Below are 16,899 nucleotides of genomic sequence, written 5' to 3'. Positions count from 1 at the left end.
CGGAGAAAGGAAACTCATGGCAATCAAGAAGACGCGCGTGAGCGCCCTGGTAGCCGCGACGGCGGCGGCAGCGATGGTGCTGTCGGCGTGCCAGAGCGGCGACAGCGGCTCAGCTGGCGGCGGTGAAGGCGGCGGCGACCAGCCTGATCTGCCCAACGTCGACATGACGAAGGCCGAAGCCGACGAAGTTCAGGACGGCGGCGAACTGACCCTCCCCCTGACGGAATGGCCCGGCAACTTCAACATCAGCCAGGCTGACGGCGCCCTCGTCGACGTTGACGACATGTACGGTCCGACCGTCGGCGGCGGCATCAAGTTCGACGCTGACGGCAAGGCTGAAGCGAACCCTGACTACATCGAGTCGATGGAGCTCACCGGCGACGACCCGACGACCGTCAAGCTGAAGTACAACAAGGACGCTGTCTGGGACGACGGCACCCCGATCGACGGTGAAGACCTCAAGGCCTTCTGGGAAGCCACCAATGGCAAGAAGGAGGACTACCAGGTCGCTTCCACCCAGGGCTGGGAGAGCATCAAGTCCGTTGAAGTCGGTTCCGACAAGAAGGAAGTCACCATCACCTACGACGGTGTCTTCGGTGACTGGCAGAACTACGTGTTCCCGCTGCTGCCGAACGAAGTTTCGTCTGACGCCAAGAAGTTCAACGAAGGCTTCAAGGACGAATTTGTGCCGGCTTCGGGCCCGTTCAAGGCAACCAAGCTCGACAAGAGCGCCAAGACCGTGACGATGGAACCGAACGACAAGTGGTGGGGCGACAAGCCGAAGCTGGACAAGATCACCTACCGCGTGGTCTCGCAGCCGCAGCAGGGTCAGGCCTTCGCCAACAAGGAAATCGACCTCGTTGACATCGGCACCGACGGTGACGCCTACGAAACCGCTAAGAACCGCGGCGACGCGAAGATCTACAAGTCGACCGGTCTGATGTACACGCACCTGACCATGAACGCCACCCGCCCGGGCCTGAAGGACGAAAAGGTTCGCGAGGCCATCGGTATGGCAGTCAACCGCGACGTCATCGGCCAGGCTGCTGTCGGCCCGGTTGAAGCTCCGGTCATCAACGTCAACAACTACACGTTCATGCCCGGTCAGGACGGCTACCAGGACAACACGGACGGCTGGGCACAGCACAAGCCCGAAGACGCCGAGAAGATCCTGCAGGATGCCGGCTACGAAAAGAACGACGACGGAGTCTACGAAAAGGACGGCGAAAAGCTCGAATTCTCGGTTGTCGTTCCGGCTGACACCGCTTCGAACGAAAAGCGCGCCAAGCAGGTCATGAACGACCTCAACAAGATCGGCATGAAGGTCAAGCTGGACACCGTCCCGGCTGACAAATACTTCACCGACTACGTGACCCCGAAGAACTTCGACATGGTGACGTTCTCCTGGCAGGGCACCCCGTTCCCGATCACCACGAGCGCGAACCTGTTCTACCCGGCTGAATCCCAGCAGAACTACTTCGGCATTTCGAACGAGGACATCGGCGACGCCGTCAAGGCTTCACAGAAGGAAGCTGACCCGGAGAAGCGCCTCGAACTGGCCAACGAAATGGACAAGCAGTTCTGGGCTGAAAAGGTCATGATCCCCTTCTACGCCACCCCGACCGTCCACGGTGTTTCTGAAGATGTCGTGAACCTCGGTGCAGCACAGTTCGAAACCACGGACTGGACCATCGTCGGCCACAAGAAGTGATCGGCTGAAGCGCTGATGCAGAGGCTGAGGCGCTGGCGCTGACACGCTTAAGCGGGGCTCGGGTAAACACCCGGGCCCCGCTTCTTTGTGCCGGTAGGTTGGCGGGCTGGCACAGCGCCCGCACGCCAGACTCACGCGCTAATGCAGAATCACGCACTAATGCGGCACATTAACCCGTGAACACGCATTACACCGCAAATCTGCGTCACCGGGCCGAACAACGAGGCGGAGGGACGAAATTATCGGCAACGTCCGGCTTGGTTACCGACGGGCTGGCTGCCAGAGGGCCGAACTCGCGGCGGCCGGCTGGGCTGCCGGCGGCTGAAGCGCAGCCTTAGCGGTCCAGACTCACGCTTTAATGCAGAATCACGCACTAATGCGGCACATTAACGCGTGAAAACGCAATACACCGCAAACCTGCACCACCGGGCCGAACAACGAGGCGGAGGGTGGGTTTGTTGACAAGGCCGGGCCCGGTTGCCGGGCGGGCTGGGCTGCCGGCGGCTGAAACGCAGCCTTAACGGTCCAGACTCACGCGCTAATGCAGAATCACGCCGTAATGCGCCACATTAACGCGTGAAAACGCAATACACCGCAAACCTGCACCACCGGGCCGAACAACGAGGCGGAGGGTGGGTTTGTTGACAAGGCCGGGCCCGGTTGCCGGGCGGGCTTACAGCACCTGGGCGGCAACAATGCTCACCGTTGCAAGCCCCGCACACGGCGCAGCCTTAGCGGTCCAGACTCACGCGCTAATGCAAAGTCACGCTTTAAAGCGCCGCATTAACCCGTGAAAACGCATTACACCGCAAATCTGCACCGCAAGGCAGAACGACGAGGTGAAGGGCCGGGCTTGTTCGCAAGGCCGGGTTCGGTTGCCGGGCGGGATTACAGCACCTGGGCGGCAACAACGCTCACCGTTGCAAGCCCCGCGCACACAGCCCACGGAACCCAGAGGAAGCGCACGCGCACACCGTCGGAGTCGTCCGACGCAGCCCCACCAGTCGCTTCAGCACCGCCGCGGGCGTCGGCGGCCCGGCTGCGAATGAGAGTCGCGGCATCGTGAGCGGCATCATCCCCCGCGAAGCGACGATTGCGCTCCGGCCCCGCCCACGCTGAATAGCTGCGGTCGTCGGTAGTCACTGTTACAACGGCACGAACCTGCACATCGCGAACAGCCGCATAGGGCACGGTGATTTCTCGCACCGGACCTCGCAGCACCAAATCCTCCTGGCGCAGGCGCAAGCACGGCTTGTAGATAAATTCCCACGCAGCCACACACACAGCCAGCAGCGCCGAACCGGCAATGAGCCACAGGGCAGGCGTTCCCCGCAGCAGAGCATCGAGCAAGAAGATTCCCGCAGCGAGGATGAGAGCACCAGCCGTGACGACACTGAGCTTCGAACGATAGACGTCGTCGCCCACAGCGTCACCAGTCGTCTTACCTGGCATAACAGTCGCCCTCCCGAGCCAGCCGGCACCTCGACACCAAAAACCAACACCCTATTGTGCCCCGGCGGCCAAGCCGCGCAGAATCACGCGCTCATGCAGATTCACGCTTTAATGCGCTGCATTAACCCGCAAAAACGCATTAAAGCGTGAAACCAGCGCCAACCGGCGGCCAATCCAGTCAACCAGCGCCAACCGCCGGCCAACACCCATCAACACTCAACGACGTTGACGGCGAGGCCTCCCGTGGCGGTTTCTTTGTACTTGTCCATCATGTCCTCGCCGGTGGCCTTCATCGTGGCGATGACTTCGTCGAGGGACACGCGGTGCGTTCCGTCGCCCCACATGGCCATTTTCGCGGCGTTGATCGCCTTGCCCGAAGCGATGGCGTTGCGCTCAATGCAGGGAATCTGCACGAGCCCGTTGATTGGGTCGCACGTGAGTCCCAGGTTGTGTTCCATGGCGATTTCAGCGGCGTTTTCCACCTGCATGACGCCTCCGCCGAGTACCGCGGCAAGACCGGCGGCGGCCATTGAGGAAGCTGACCCCACCTCGCCCTGGCAGCCGACTTCGGCACCGGAGATCGAGGCGCGCTCCTTGTACAGCACACCGATTGCCCCGGCGGTCAGCATGAAGCGGACGATCGCCTCGTCCCGGCTCATCGAGATTTCGGAGTTGATGCCGCCGTGGCGGGCTCCGCCTTCAACACCGCGCACGTAGTTCAAGGCGTAGAACATGACAGCCGGGATGATGCCGGCGGCTCCGTTGGTCGGCGCGGTGACCACCCGCCCGGCGCTGGCGTTCTCTTCGTTGACGGCCAGCGCTACGAGGTTGACCCATTCCTGGTAGTACTCGGGCCTGCGTTCGGGGTCTTCCTGCAGCAGACGCTGGTGCCACTTGTGCGCGCGCCTGTGCACGTTGAGGCCGCCGGGCAGAATGCCGTCGCGGGCCACGGAGTTCCGCTCGCACTCCTCCATGACGGAGTAGATGTGCAGCAGTCCCGCGCGGATCTCCTCTTCGCTGCGGTGGGCCTTTTCGTTCTCCAGCATCACCTGCCACACCTCGAGCCCGGATGTGCGGCACTGTTCAACGAGTTCCGCTCCCGAGGTGAAGGGATAGGGGGCTTCTGCTCGCTCCTCTTCCGCTTCTTCTTGGAGGCCGCCGTCGAGTTCGGACTGGCTGACGACGAACCCGCCGCCGACCGAGTAGTAGGTTTCTTCGGCAATGACACCGCCGTCGGCGTCCTTTGCCTGAATGGTCAGCGCGTTGGTGTGGTGGTCGAGCACGGTCAGGGGGCGTTTGACCATGTCTTTTTCGCTGAATTCGATGTCCCACTTGTCACCGAAGCGCAGCACGCCCGTCTTTTCGATCCGCTCGGTGCGCTCTGCGAAGTCATCCGGCTGGATGCGGTCGGGTTCGCAGCCTTCGAGGCCCGCGAGGATCGCATCGAATGTGCGGTGACCGGCTCCCGTTGCGGCAAGGGATCCGAAAACATCGACTGCGAGCGCTGCGGGCTGTCTGTCTCCGACCAGCTGCACGAAGCGCGCGGCTGCCCGCATGGGGCCGACGGTGTGGGATGACGATGGGCCGACGCCCACTTTGAACAGATCAAAAACGCTGACGGTCATGTTTCCTCCTGTTGTGCGACGCTGCACGGCCAAGGTGGTGACGGGGGGATGCCCGAGGTGGGGCGAGGGGGTGGGGATGCGTGCCCGGACCGGGAGGGGGGTCCGGTCCGGGCGACCAGGTGGGTGGATCAGACGTGGTTTGCTTCTCCGTAGGCGGCGGCGTCCATGATGTCGCCGACTTCTGTGACGGAGACTTCGAAGAGCCATCCTTCACCGTAGGGATCGGAGTTCAGCAGCGACGGGTTGTCGTCGACGTCTTCGTTGACGGCCGTCACTTCGCCTGAAACGGGGCAGTAGAGGTCGGAAACCGACTTGGTCGATTCGACTTCACCGCAGACTTCACCGGCGGTGACGGTGTCGCCGACTTCGGGGAGGTCTGCGAAGACGACTTCGCCGAGCGCGTCAGCGGCTACTGCGGTGATGCCGACGCGGACGGTGGTGCCGACGATGTTATCGCCGGTGGCGTTGATCCATTCGTGTTCTGCCGAGTAAGAAAAGTTTTCCGGCAGCGGGGGCAGTTCAGCCATTGTGGGTTCCTCTCAATCAGGTGGTCTGGGGCCGACTGTTGTCAGCGGTGCACAAACCGGGTGTCAGTGGGCACCGCTGTTGTAGAAGGGCGTTTCGACGACGCTGAAGTCGTAGGACTTGCCGCGGATGTCGACGGTCACGGCGGTGCCGGGTTCGGCGTGTGCCGTGTCGAGGTAGGCCAGGGCGATGGGGTGGCCCAGGGTGGGCGACGGCTGGCCGGAGGTGATGACGCCGACCTCGGCGCCGTCCACGAAAACACCAGCACCGGCGCGTGCGGCACGGCGGCCTTCCGACGACAGTCCGACGAGTTTGCGCGGCGTGTCCTCGGCCTGGTCGGCGTCGTTGAGCTTCTGCATTGTTTCACGGCCGTAGAAGTCGCCCTTGTTCTTGAGCGCTCCGCGGACCATGCCGCCGAAGCCCGCGTCAAACGGCGTGGTTTCGCGCGTCAGTTCGTTGCCGTAGAGCGGCATGCCCGCTTCCAGGCGCAGGGAGTCGCGCGATGCCAGTCCGCACGGAAGTGCGGCACCGTCGAATTCGGCTTCGTTGATGCTCATCAGGCGGTTCCACAGGGCTTCGGCGTCGGCGTTCTTGATGTACAGCTCGAAGCCGTCTTCGCCGGTGTAGCCGGTGCGGGCCAGGAATACCTCCACGCCGTCGACCGTGATGAACGTCCACGCGTAGTATTCGAGGTCTTTGATCTTGGTGCAGTCTTCGCGGTCGTCGCACTCGGTGCTGCCGCACACGGCCGCCAGCAGGATTTCCTCGGACTTCGGGCCCTGCACGGCGATGAGCGCGGTGTCGTCGGATTCGTTGCGCACTTCGAAGTCCGCGGCAGCGCCGGCTGCCTTGGCCTTTTCGGCGCGGTCTTCGAGTGCGGCCACGACGGCCGGCGTGTTGCCGGCGTTGGGCACGATGAGGAATTCGTCATCGCCCAGTCGGTAGGTGATGACGTCGTCGAGGATGCCACCGGCCTCGTCGATGATGACGCCGTACTTTGCCTTGCCGTTCTTCATGATGGAGTAGCGCGACAGGAGCGCATAGTCCATGAAGGCGGCCGCATCGGCGCCGGTGACGCGGACTTCGCCCATGTGGGACAGGTCGAAGATGCCGGCGAATTCGCGGACGGCACGGTGTTCGGCGAGTTCGGAGCCGTATTTGAGCGGCATGTCCCAGCCGCCGAAGTCGGTGAAGTTCGCGCCGAGTTCAGCGTTGATCTGGTGCAGGGGCGTCTGCTTGGTCATGGGGTCTCCTCTGTCAGGCTTCGGCGTCGGCCGATTCGATGTCGAAGGCTTCTGGCGGCGGGCATTCGCAGACCAGGTTGCGGTCGCCGTAGGCACCGTCGATGCGGCGCACCGGCGGGAAGTACTTGGTCAGCTTCAGGCCGGGCACGGGGAAGACCGCGGTCTCGCGCGAGTACTTCTGGTCCCAGCCGTCCATGACGCAGGTGGCGGTGTGCGGTGCGTTCTTCAGCGGCGATTCTTCGTAGGTGTATTCGCTGCCGATTGCGCGGATTTCTTCGCGGATGGTCTTCATCGCTTCGATGAAGCGGTCGAGTTCGCCCTTGTCTTCCGATTCGGTCGGTTCGACCATGAGCGTGCCGGCCACGGGGAACGCGAGTGTCGGGGCGTGGAACCCGAAGTCGATGAGCCGCTTGGCTACGTCTTCTGCTGTCACTCCGGTTTCGGCGGTGATAGCGCGCAGGTCGAGGATGCACTCGTGTGCCACCAGCCCGTTCTCACCCGTGTAGAGAGTCGGGAAGTCCTCGCTGAGCGACTTCGCGATGTAGTTGGCTCCCAGCAGCGCAGAATAGGTGGCTTCGCGCAGTCCGTCCGGGCCCATCATCTTGAGGTAGGCGTACGAGATCGGCAGGACGCCTGCCGAGCCGTACTTGGCCTGGGAGATCGGCAGCGAGGTGTAGTCCTCTTCGCCGCTGACAGCGCGGCTGTCGCTGGAATCACCGGGCATGAAGGGGCGGAGGTGTTCGCGGGCTGCGACCGGGCCCACGCCGGGGCCGCCGCCGCCGTGCGGGATGGTGAAGGTCTTGTGCAGGTTGAGGTGGCTGACGTCGCCGCCGAACTGGCCGGGCTTGGCCACGCCGACGAGCGCGTTCATGTTCGCACCGTCGATGTACACCTGACCGCCGGCGTCGTGGATGCACGAGCACACGCGGCGCACATCGGCTTCGTACACACCGTGGGTGGACGGGTAGGTGATCATGATGCCGGCGAGCACATCACGGTACTTCTCAATCTTGGCGTCGAGGTCTTCAAGGTCGATCGAGCCGTCTTCTGCGGACTTCACGACAACCACCTTCAGCCCTGCGAGGATGGCCGATGCGGCGTTGGTCCCGTGGGCGGAGCTGGGCACCAGCATGACGGTGCGCTCGGGCTGGCCGTTGGACACGTGGTAGCCGCGGATGGCCAGCAGGCCTGCCAGTTCGCCCTGTGAGCCTGCGTTGGGCTGGATCGACACGACGTCATAGCCGGTGACTTCGGCAAGCAGCTCTTCGATGTTGTCAATCAGTTCGCGCCAGCCGGCGGTCTGGTCTTCCGGTGCCAGCGGGTGGATGGATGCGAAGCCGGGCCAGGTGATGGCTTCCATTTCGGCTGCCGCGTTGAGCTTCATGGTGCACGAGCCCAGCGGGATCATGGTGCGGTCCAGCGCGAGGTCGCGGTCTGCCAGCGTGCGCAGGTAGCGCATCATGAGGGTTTCGGAACCGTAGGTGTTGAACACCGGGTGGGTGAGGAAGTGCGTGTTGCGCTGCAGAGCTTCCGGCACGCGCGGTGCGGGAACAGCTGCCGGACCGAAGGCGCCGGTGCCGGCTGCTTCGAATTCTTCTGCGTCGATGCGGCCGGTGGCACCGAGGGCTTCCAGCAGGGTGTTGGCGTCGGCAACCGTATGCGGTTCGCCGAAGCTCACACCCACGTGGGTGTCGTCGATCCGCAGGATGTTGATGCCGGCTTCGCAGGCGGCGGCAACTGCCGCGTCAGCGTCCGGCACGCGCACAGCAACCGTGTCGAAGAAGCTTTCCGACACAGATTCGAGGCTGCCATCAAGCTTGTCCGCGAAAGCCACGGCCAGGCGGTGGATGCGGCTGGCGATCTTCGCAAGACCCACGGGACCGTGATACACGGCGTACATGGATGCGACATTCGCCAGCAGCGCCTGGGCGGTGCAGATGTTCGACGTGGCCTTTTCGCGGCGGATGTGCTGTTCGCGCGTCTGCAGGGCCAGGCGGTAGCCGGGCTTGCCGTCAGCGTCCTTGGATACACCCACCAGGCGGCCGGGGATCTGCCGCTTGAGCTTTTCGGTCACCGCCATGAACCCGGCGTGCGGACCGCCGAAGAACAGCGGAACGCCGAAGCGCTGAGCAGAGCCGACGGCGATGTCGGCACCCTGCTGAGCGGGGGTGCGCAGCATCGTCAGAGCAAGGAGGTCACACACGAAGGTGACCATTGCAGAACGCTCCTTGGCACCTCGTACGGCGTCGGTGAAGTCGCGCACGGCACCCGATGTACCCGGCTGCGCACAGACGATGCCGAACACGTCTTCGCCGATCAGGCCCTGGGACAGGTCAGCGATCTGCACCTGGAAGTCCATGGCCTTGGCGCGGGCGCGGATGATCGCGATGGTCTGCGGGTGCAGTTCGGAGTCGAGAACAACCGAGGAGCCCTTTTTGTTGGCCCGGCGCATGAGCAGCACGGCCTCTGCGACCGCGGTGGCCTCATCCAGCAGCGACGCGTTGGCGATGTCGAGGCCGGTGAGGTCCTGAACCATCTGCTGGAAGTTGAGCAGACCCTCAAGCCGGCCCTGCGAGATTTCCGGCTGGTAGGGCGTGTAGGCGGTGTACCAGGCGGGGTTTTCCACCAGGTTGCGGCGAATGACGGTCGGGGTGATCGTGTCGTAGTAGCCGCGGCCGATCATCTGCGTCTTCTGCACGTTCTTCGCGGCGAGTTCACGCAGGTGGGCGAGCATTTCGACTTCCGACAAAGCGGCAGGGGTCTGCACACCGCCGTCCTGGATGTTCTCCGGAACAGCGGCGCGCGCCAGAGCTTCGAGGGAATCAAAGCCGACCGTTTCGAGCATGGCGGCGGTTTCGTGAGCGCGCGGGCCGATGTGGCGGTCAGCGAAAGGGCGCTCGGAGTCACCGGTGAAGGAGGTGACGTGGGACAGAGCTGCGGTAACGGCTTCCGGGGCAGCGGTGCGGTTCTCGAAAGTCACAGGCGTTCCTTGGGTCGGAGTCTTGCTGGCCAGCTGGCGCAGCTGCGGCTTCCTCCCCGCTCTGTTGCCGTGCGGTCGGCCTCGCGGCGCGTTCCGACAGCGGTTTCAGAGTTGCCTCCGCTCTCCAGTACTGGGCCTGAGAGTTTCCCGGGGAGGGAATTGCACCTACGGCGCCGACGCGATGGCTTCGCGTGGGCTCTCCCGAAGAGCGTGATGACGGCAATTTCTGTGAGCCATGATACTTAATCGGCGCACATGAGTCAGCACAGGCTGTTTCTCCCTGCGGCCGGGCCAGCGGATCAGCGGCTGAAGCGAACCTGGCCACCGACAACAGCGGTCTCAACACGGGCATCGCGGATGGCCTCAGCCTGCTCGAACAGGGCGTCATCATCGGGGTAAGCCTGTTCGAAGGACACTGCCCCGTCAGCGCCCTCGCGGGCCAGCGGGTCGGTGTCGACGGTGATGAAGTCGGCTTCCATACCCGGAGCAATCCGCCCCGACACGTTTTCCCTGCCGGCCGCGAAAGCCGCACCGGAGGTGTGGGCGGCGATCGCGCGGTAAGCGCTCATGCGCCGCTCCGGCTGGTAGGCACTCGACCTGTCACCGCTGATGTCCGCCCTGGTCATCGCCGCGTACACGGCGGCCCACGGGGTGCTCGGCTCCACTGGCGCATCGGATCCGAAGGCGAGCGCCGCCCCTGCGTCTTCCAGCTGCGTCCACGCGTAGCCGGCCAGTGCGGCATCCAGGGGAATCTGCGCCAGCAGGTGAAGGTCGGAAATGCAGTGGCGCGGCTGCATTGAAGCGATGACTCCGAGATCGGCAAAACGCTGAATGTCGCCGGGCTGGACGAACTGCGAGTGCTCAATGCGGCGGCGCAGCGTACGACCCAGGCGCTTTTCGGCCGCGCTGTGTTCGCCCGCTGAGCGTTCGTAGGCGCCCAGCACCTGGTGGACCGCCTGATCGCCGATGGCGTGGACGATCGGCACGATCCCAGCCCGGTACGCCTCGATCATGGCGTCCGTGAGCGCGTCTTCCGAGATCACCTCGGCCCCGTAGTTAGGGGCTTCTTCACCGTCTGCCGGCGGGAACGGCGAGGACATGTGGCACGTGTGCGAGCCGAGCGCACCGTCAGCGAAAAGCTTGAGTCCGCCGTGGTGGAACCAACTGTCGCCTTCGCCTGTTGTCCAGCCGGAGGATTTTGCCCAGGCGAGCTCTTGCGGACGGAGGTATTTGACCACGCGAATGTCCTGTTCGCCGCGCTGACCGAGTTCCAGCCAGGCGCGGCGGGACAGTTCGCCTTCGATTTCGTGTAGGCCGGTGAGGCCTTCGGAAAGCCACGTGCGCTGCTGAACCTTCAAAGCGTCAGCCGCGGCCGAGGCGGAGGGGTCTGGGATTGCGGCTTTCACCAGTTCTGCGGCGCCTTCTCGGATGATCCCGGTGAGCCTCCCGCCTGGTTCGCGAACATACTCGCCGTCGTGCGGGTCGGGGGTGCGCGGGCCAACACCCGCCTCTTCGAGGGCGAGCCCGTTGACCCACAGCGTGTGGTAGTCGATCGACCACAGGGCCACGGGGTTGTTCGGTGCGGCTTTTTCGAGGTGAGCGCGGTCCGGCTGTGCGTCGAGGCCCCACTTCGTGAAATCCCAGCCAGCGCCGGTGATCCATTCGCCATCCGGCACACCTGACGCGTAGTCGGCCAGCGCCGTCATTGCCTGCTCGAGGGATTCCGTGCCGAAAAGGCTGAGCTGTTCAGCTCCGAGCGCCTGCGACAGACCGTGAATGTGGGCGTCGACGAAGCCGGGCATCGCAGTGGCTCCGCCGAGGTCAACGGTCTCAGCGCCTGCGGTGTGAGCCCGCAGTTCGTCAGCCTCTCCTGCAGCAACGATCTTTTCGCCGTCGACGAGGACGGCTGAAGCTTGCGGCTGGGACTTTTCGAAGGTGAGGAAGCGGGCACCGAGAAACAGGCGGCGGCGTGATGACATAGCCGCAAGTCTAGGTCCCACGGCGGTGCGACAAAGAGCCGGCCATTAAGCTAGACTTTTCTTTCGCAAATACTTCCCCTATGCTGTGTTCGGGCCCTTTAGGTAAGCCTTACCTAATCTTCAACTTCCCGACGCATACACGAAAGAAACAGCATGAAGACTGCACGACGCCTCGCCGCACTCATCGGTGCGAGCTCCCTCGCACTGACCCTTGCTGCATGCGGCTCCGGTACCGCTGAAAACAGCGAATCCGGCAGCGCTGAAACCGTCAGCATTGAAACGAACGACGGCACCGTCGAGGTTCCGAAGAACCCGAAGAAGGTTGTCGCCCTGGACAACCGCTCCTTCCAGACGCTCGAAGACTGGGACATCAAGCCCGTCGCCGCGCCGCGCAAGATTGTTCCGAAATCGCTGGAGCTGCGCGAAGACGAATCTGTCGTCGACCTGGGCAACCACCGCGAACCCGACCTCGAAGCGATCGTGGCCGCTGAACCTGACGTGATCATCACCGGTCAGCGCTTCACCCAGCACACCGACAAGATCAAGGAGCTCGCCGGAGACACCCCGATCGTCGACCTCGAACCGCGCGACGGCAAGCCCCTGGACGAAGAATTCAAGCGCCAGACCACCGCTCTGGGCGAAATCTTCGGCAAGGAAAAAGAGGCTGACGAACTCGTCCAGAAGTTCGAGGACGCCGAAAAGGCAGCCAAGGACAGCTACAACAAGGACGAAACCGTCATGGGGCTCATCTCCACCGGCGGCAACCTCAACTACTCCGCTCCCTCCCAGGGCCGCGGTGCCGGCCCGCTGTTCGACATGGTCGGCCTGAAGCCCGCCCTTGACGTTCCGGAAGCCTCGGAAGACCACGAAGGCGATGACGTCAGCGTTGAAGCGATCGCCAAGTCCAACCCTGATTGGATCATCGTCATGGACCGCGATGCCGCCATCACCATGAAGGACGGCGAAAAGTACCACCCGGCAAAGGACGTCGTTTCGAACTCCGCCGCTCTGAAGAACGTGACCGCCATCAAGGAAGGCCACGTGCTGTACATGCCGGAGGACACCTACGTCAACGAATCCATCCAGACCTACACCGAGGTCCTTGAGAACCTCGCGGAGGAATTCGGCAAGCAGTGACACGCCCCGCCCTGCTCACGTGGCGATTCGGCGCCGCAGTCGCCTTGACTGCGGCGCTGGTCGTTGCTTCTCTTTTTGTCGGCGTCTTCGACATCTTCGGCGAGGGCGGTGCCGAAATGTTCGCGATCACGCGCGTCCCCCGGACCATTGCACTCGTGCTCTCCGGTGCGGCCATGGCCATGTGCGGCCTGGTCATGCAGCTCATGACCCAAAACCGCTTTGTCGAACCGACGACCACCGGAACCACCGAATGGGCGGGGCTCGGGCTGCTGCTCACTATGATCATCGCCCCCGATTCTGGACTGCTGGTCAAGATGGCCGGGGCGATCATCATGAGCTTCATCGGAACGCTCATCTTCTTCGCGTTCCTGCGCCAAGTGACTCTGCGCTCGTCCGTCATCGTGCCGATCGTCGGGCTCATGCTCGGCGCGGTCGTCGGCGCGGTCTCCACCTACATCGCCCTGGCAACCGACATGCTGCAGAGCCTCGGCATCTGGTTTGCCGGCTCTTTCACCTCGGTGCTGAAAGGCCAGTACGAACCGCTGTGGATTATCGTCGCAATCGCCGTCGCGATCTTCATCGCCGCTGACCGCTTCACGGTTGTAGGGCTGGGCGAAAGCGTGGCCGTCAACGTCGGCATCAACTACAACCGGGTCATCCTGCTGGGCACGGGGCTCGTCGCACTGGCGACCGGTGTCGTCACGGTCGTCGTCGGCAACCTGCCTTTCCTCGGCCTGGTGGTCCCGAATATCGTGTCTATGTTCCGCGGCGACGACCTGCGCTCCAATCTTCCGTGGGTGGCCCTCATGGGCATTGCCGCCGTGACCGTGTCTGACATCATCGGGCGGATCATCATCGCCCCGTTCGAAGTTCCGGTCAGCCTGATCCTGGGCGTTGTCGGCTCGGTCGTGTTCATCGCTCTCCTGCTGAGGAAGAAGTCTCGTGTCTGACACTCCCCGCTCCCTGCCTCCGCGGGTTTCGGCCAATGAGCGCCTTCCCGCCGGTCACCCCATCCTGTTTGAGGAGTGCCTGGTCGCCGACTCCCTCCGGGCGGCCCCCGAGCGCTTTTCCGGCGCTCTTCCCACCAAGGCAAAGAAGCGCCGCTACTGGCTGATGATGATCGGACTCGCCGTACTCGCCGTTGCGATCACGGCTGCCACGCTCGCATGGAAGAGCCCCGTCCCCATGAGCCACCCGGGCTTTTGGGCCATTTCGAAGCTGCGCGCCTCCACCCTGGTCATCATTGCCGTCGTGGCCTTCGCACAGTCCACCGCAACGATTGCCTTCCAGACGGTGACGAACAACCGCATTCTCACCCCGTCGATCATGGGCTTCGAATCCCTGTACCGGCTCGTGCAGACCGCGGCGGTGTTCTTCCTCGGCGCCAGCGGCACGGCCGCGCTGACCGGAGCCGTGCCGTTCTTGGCCCAGGTTGCCATCATGACCGCCATGGCAGGCCTGCTCTACGGGTGGCTGTTGGGCGGTTTCGGCGGCAAACGCGATGTTTCCGGTCACGATCTGCAGATCACCCTGCTCATCGGCCTTGTGCTGGGCGGCGGTTTGGGCGCTCTGTCCACCTTTATGCAGCGACTGCTGACTCCGAGTGAGTTCGATGTCCTCACGGCTCGGCTCATCGGCTCGATCGCCAACGCCGACGCGCGCTACCTGCCGTACGTTCTGCCCCTGATGGTGCTGGCCGGCGGCGGGCTGTGGTTCATCAGCCGCAAGCTCAACCTCATGGCTCTCGGCCGGGAAGCCGCCGTGAACCTGGGGCTCGACCACAAGCGGCTGCTGATCGGCTCACTGCTGATGATCGCCGTTCTCATGGCGATTTCCACCGCACTGGTCGGCCCGATGACGTTCTTCGGCTTTCTGACCGCGATGATCACCTACCAGCTGGCGGACACCTTTGACCACCGTCTGCTGTTCCCCATGGGTGTGCTCGTCGGCTACGTGATTCTGGCCGGTTCGCACTTTGTTCTGAAGAACCTGTTCTACGCCGAAGGCAGTGTGGGCATCATCATGGAAGTCGTCGGCGGCACGTTCTTCCTCGTCTACATCCTCCGAAAGGGGCGCCTGTGATCAACCTGTCCGACGTCGCGCGGAATTACGCTGATGACGTCTGCATCGGTCCGGTCGACCTGGAGATTCCGGCGCACGGCATTACGGCACTCGTCGGCCCCAACGGTGCGGGCAAGTCGACCCTGTTGACGATGATCGGTCGACTCATGGCCATGGACTCCGGCCACATTACGGTTGGCGGCCACGATGTGACGACCACCAAGAGCGACGAACTGGCGAAGATCGTGTCGATCCTGCGCCAGGAGAACCACTTCGTAACCCGCCTGACGGTCCGTCAGCTGGTGGGCTTCGGACGCTTTCCCCACTCCAAGGGCCGCTTGACTCCGCAGGACGAAACCGCGATCAGCGAAGCCATCGACTTCTTGGGACTCAGCCGTTTAGAAGGCCGCTACCTCGATGAGCTTTCCGGCGGGCAGCGCCAGCGGGCCTATGTGGCGATGGTGTTGGCGCAGGAAACGGACTACGTCCTGCTGGATGAGCCTCTGAACAACCTCGACATGCAGCATTCGGTCATCATGATGCGCCACCTGCGCCGCGTGGCAAATGAGCTGGGTCGCACGGTCGTCATCGTGCTGCATGACATCAACTTCGCTGCCGCTTACGCGGACAGCATCTGTGCTGTCAAAGAGGGCCAGGTTGTCGAATTCGGCACCCCGGAGGAGATCATGCGCAGCGAGGTCCTCACGCGCGTGTTCAACACTCCCGTCCAGGTTGTCGACGGCCCGCACGGTCCGCTGGCCGTGTACTACTGACCGACCAACGCGCAATCAACTCTGCACAAACACCGCCGGACTGTCCCTGCCGCGCGGTCCCTTACGCGTGGCGGCGCAGGAACTCCATGCGTTCGGCAGTGTCGGCGATGATGACAGGTTCGCTGCGGTCTGTGGGCAGCTGCACGTATAGGCCGGCTTCGCGGGCGATGATCGCCCCTCCAGCCCAGTCGTAGATTCCCAGACCGCGTTCGAAGTAGGCGTTGACTTTCCCCTCCGCCGCTAGGCAGACGTCGATTGCGGCTGATCCCATGCGGCGGACGTCGTCGAACTCCTGCAGCACGGGGCTGAGCCTGCTGACCTGTTCGGCGCGCCTTTCGGGCGCATAGCCGAAGCCGGTCGCAGCAACTGCTCCCGGCAGTCCCGCCGGGGTTCCGCTGATTCTGGTCGCCGAGGCGCCGGTCGTCAGTTCTGCTTCTTGCGGCAGTCCTGTGCGCACCCAAGCCCCAGCACCTGCGCGGGCGTACCAGACGGTGTCCAGGACGGGAGCTGCGACGAAGCCGATTTCCCACTGCCCTTCAGCCGGGTGGCGGTCGTCGGGGCGACGAGCACCCAAAGAGATGCAGTGGGCGGGCAGTCCACGCACGAAGTTGACGGTTCCGTCGATCGGGTCGACGTGCCATTCCAGAGGCTCGACTTCACGTAGACGCGCTGCGAACTGCGGGTCTTCTGCCAGGGTGGGAACCACGAGACCGGACAGGAGAGCGGCACCGTCCTCCACCTCGTGGGCGTTCAGGGGTGCGGCGGATTCTTCGCCCACGACCGTGTCCTGCGGGCGGAAACGGGCAAAGTAACCGCGCACCAGGCCTTCGATTTCAGCGTCGGCTTCGGTGACGAGGTTGTTGGGGTCGTCTTTGGCTTCAACGTGTGCGCGGGACAGTTTCGAGGCCCACAGGCCCATGCGCGACCACCCGAGGAAAGCGGCATCGCGGGCGAGCGCCAGCAGCGGATCGATCATGCAGTCCACGTTACAGTGGGCACATGACGGTCATCATCGGCTATCTCCCCTCCCCCGAAGGTCAGGCTGCTCTCAAGGCGGGCTTTGCCGAGGCGAAGGCCCGCGGCGTGCGCGCTCTCGTGGTGAACTCTCCCCGGCTGGGTGCGGCAAGTGAAGTGACAACCCTCGATGCTTCTGAAGCGGCGGCACTGGAAGAGCAGGCCCGCAAAGCCGGTGTCGAAGCCGAGGTTCTGCAGCCGGAACACGAAGACAACCTGGTCGAAACCCTCAACCGGTGCGCCAAAGAAAACGATGCCAGCATGATTGTGATCGGTCTGCGCAAGCGCAGCGCGATCGGCAAGTTCATTCTGGGCTCTCAGGCACAGCGGATTCTGCTGGACTCCGATGTTCCCGTGCTGACGACGACACCGTAGACGCCGACGGCGGGGCTGTCTGC

At 63.7% G+C, this 16,899-nt stretch carries 13 protein-coding genes and 1 riboswitch; of the genes, 6 read left to right on the top strand and 7 right to left on the bottom strand.

The features are described 5' to 3' along the window. Nucleotides 1-16: 16 nt before the first annotated feature. Nucleotides 17-1,711: an ABC transporter family substrate-binding protein gene (locus tag Bravens_RS10060; protein ID WP_062023094.1), complete on the top strand. Its 1,695-nt coding sequence runs from the start codon at nt 17-19 to the stop codon at nt 1,709-1,711. 888 nt (nt 1,712-2,599) lie between these two features. On the opposite strand, the gene Bravens_RS10055 is transcribed toward Bravens_RS10060, so the two are convergent. The 6 genes from Bravens_RS10055 to Bravens_RS10030 all read right to left on the bottom strand — a co-directional run bounded on the left by Bravens_RS10055 (nt 2,600) and on the right by Bravens_RS10030 (nt 11,516). After that, nucleotides 2,600-3,163, bottom strand: a complete 564-nt coding sequence (locus Bravens_RS10055; RefSeq protein WP_157452752.1) for a hypothetical protein — start codon at nt 3,161-3,163, stop codon at nt 2,600-2,602. A gap of 209 nt (nt 3,164-3,372) precedes the next feature. Continuing rightward, nucleotides 3,373-4,788 (bottom strand): L-serine ammonia-lyase, encoded by a 1,416-nt coding sequence (locus Bravens_RS10050; RefSeq protein ID WP_062023088.1) that lies wholly within the window; start codon nt 4,786-4,788, stop codon nt 3,373-3,375. 128 nt (nt 4,789-4,916) lie between these two features. Further along, nucleotides 4,917-5,315 carry a glycine cleavage system protein GcvH gene (gene gcvH / locus Bravens_RS10045; protein WP_019174319.1) on the bottom strand — a complete coding sequence of 133 codons (399 nt, stop codon included), beginning with the start codon at nt 5,313-5,315 and terminating at the stop codon, nt 4,917-4,919. A 63-nt stretch (nt 5,316-5,378) separates the two neighbouring features. Next, entirely contained in the window at nt 5,379-6,557 is a 1,179-nt protein-coding gene (gcvT, locus tag Bravens_RS10040) for a glycine cleavage system aminomethyltransferase GcvT (protein ID WP_062023085.1), read from the bottom strand. Between the two features lie 13 nt (nt 6,558-6,570). Continuing rightward, nucleotides 6,571-9,537, bottom strand: coding sequence for an aminomethyl-transferring glycine dehydrogenase (gene gcvP, locus Bravens_RS10035; protein WP_425304155.1), 2,967 nt, complete (start codon nt 9,535-9,537; stop codon nt 6,571-6,573). Between the two features lie 115 nt (nt 9,538-9,652). Continuing rightward, a riboswitch (glycine riboswitch) is annotated at nt 9,653-9,751 on the bottom strand. Nucleotides 9,752-9,836: 85 nt separating this feature from the next. Beyond that, nucleotides 9,837-11,516: an amidohydrolase gene (locus Bravens_RS10030; RefSeq protein WP_062023082.1), complete on the bottom strand. Its 1,680-nt coding sequence runs from the start codon at nt 11,514-11,516 to the stop codon at nt 9,837-9,839. A gap of 153 nt (nt 11,517-11,669) precedes the next feature. On the opposite strand from Bravens_RS10030, the gene Bravens_RS10025 reads away from it, so the two are divergent. The 4 genes from Bravens_RS10025 to Bravens_RS10010 are packed head-to-tail and all read left to right on the top strand — an operon-like array spanning nt 11,670 to nt 15,487. Next, nucleotides 11,670-12,653 (top strand): siderophore ABC transporter substrate-binding protein, encoded by a 984-nt coding sequence (locus Bravens_RS10025; protein ID WP_062023079.1) that lies wholly within the window; start codon nt 11,670-11,672, stop codon nt 12,651-12,653. Continuing rightward, on the top strand, nt 12,650-13,603 hold the full coding sequence (locus Bravens_RS10020; protein WP_062023075.1) for an ABC transporter permease: 954 nt from the start codon (nt 12,650-12,652) through the stop codon (nt 13,601-13,603). Before Bravens_RS10025 ends, Bravens_RS10020 begins: the two co-directional genes overlap by 4 nt. Then, the gene (locus Bravens_RS10015; RefSeq protein WP_157452751.1) at nt 13,596-14,735 is read left to right on the top strand and encodes an iron chelate uptake ABC transporter family permease subunit; all 1,140 of its coding nucleotides are present in this window, start codon (nt 13,596-13,598) and stop codon (nt 14,733-14,735) included. Before Bravens_RS10020 ends, Bravens_RS10015 begins: the two co-directional genes overlap by 8 nt. After that, nucleotides 14,732-15,487 carry an iron ABC transporter ATP-binding protein gene (locus Bravens_RS10010; RefSeq protein ID WP_062023072.1) on the top strand — a complete coding sequence of 252 codons (756 nt, stop codon included), beginning with the start codon at nt 14,732-14,734 and terminating at the stop codon, nt 15,485-15,487. The genes Bravens_RS10015 and Bravens_RS10010 overlap by 4 nt, the downstream gene beginning before the upstream one ends. Nucleotides 15,488-15,548: 61 nt before the next feature. Here the strand turns inward: Bravens_RS10010 and Bravens_RS10005 are convergent, their stop codons facing one another. Next, on the bottom strand, nt 15,549-16,463 hold the full coding sequence (locus Bravens_RS10005; protein ID WP_062023071.1) for an inositol monophosphatase family protein: 915 nt from the start codon (nt 16,461-16,463) through the stop codon (nt 15,549-15,551). A gap of 23 nt (nt 16,464-16,486) precedes the next feature. Between Bravens_RS10005 and Bravens_RS10000 the strand changes: the two genes are divergently transcribed. Continuing rightward, nucleotides 16,487-16,876: a universal stress protein gene (locus Bravens_RS10000; protein WP_061944770.1), complete on the top strand. Its 390-nt coding sequence runs from the start codon at nt 16,487-16,489 to the stop codon at nt 16,874-16,876. Nucleotides 16,877-16,899 lie beyond the last annotated feature (23 nt).

The sequence above is a fragment of the Brevibacterium ravenspurgense genome (assembly GCF_001584615.1).
Lineage (GTDB): Bacteria > Actinomycetota > Actinomycetes > Actinomycetales > Brevibacteriaceae > Brevibacterium > Brevibacterium ravenspurgense.
This window is presented reverse-complemented; position numbering and strand designations above follow the sequence as displayed.

Excerpts from the sequence above, each read along its gene's own strand:
- Bravens_RS10060 (WP_062023094.1), top strand. The coding sequence starts at position 17 with ATGGCAATCAAGAAGACGCGCGTGAGCGCCCTGGTAGCCGCGACGGCG.
- Bravens_RS10055 (WP_157452752.1), bottom strand. The coding sequence starts at position 3,163 with ATGCCAGGTAAGACGACTGGTGACGCTGTGGGCGACGACGTCTATCGT.
- Bravens_RS10050 (WP_062023088.1), bottom strand. The coding sequence starts at position 4,788 with ATGACCGTCAGCGTTTTTGATCTGTTCAAAGTGGGCGTCGGCCCATCG.
- gcvH (WP_019174319.1), bottom strand. The coding sequence starts at position 5,315 with ATGGCTGAACTGCCCCCGCTGCCGGAAAACTTTTCTTACTCGGCAGAA.
- gcvT (WP_062023085.1), bottom strand. The coding sequence starts at position 6,557 with ATGACCAAGCAGACGCCCCTGCACCAGATCAACGCTGAACTCGGCGCG.
- Bravens_RS10030 (WP_062023082.1), bottom strand. The coding sequence starts at position 11,516 with ATGTCATCACGCCGCCGCCTGTTTCTCGGTGCCCGCTTCCTCACCTTC.
- Bravens_RS10025 (WP_062023079.1), top strand. The coding sequence starts at position 11,670 with ATGAAGACTGCACGACGCCTCGCCGCACTCATCGGTGCGAGCTCCCTC.
- Bravens_RS10005 (WP_062023071.1), bottom strand. The coding sequence starts at position 16,463 with ATGATCGATCCGCTGCTGGCGCTCGCCCGCGATGCCGCTTTCCTCGGG.
- Bravens_RS10000 (WP_061944770.1), top strand. The coding sequence starts at position 16,487 with ATGACGGTCATCATCGGCTATCTCCCCTCCCCCGAAGGTCAGGCTGCT.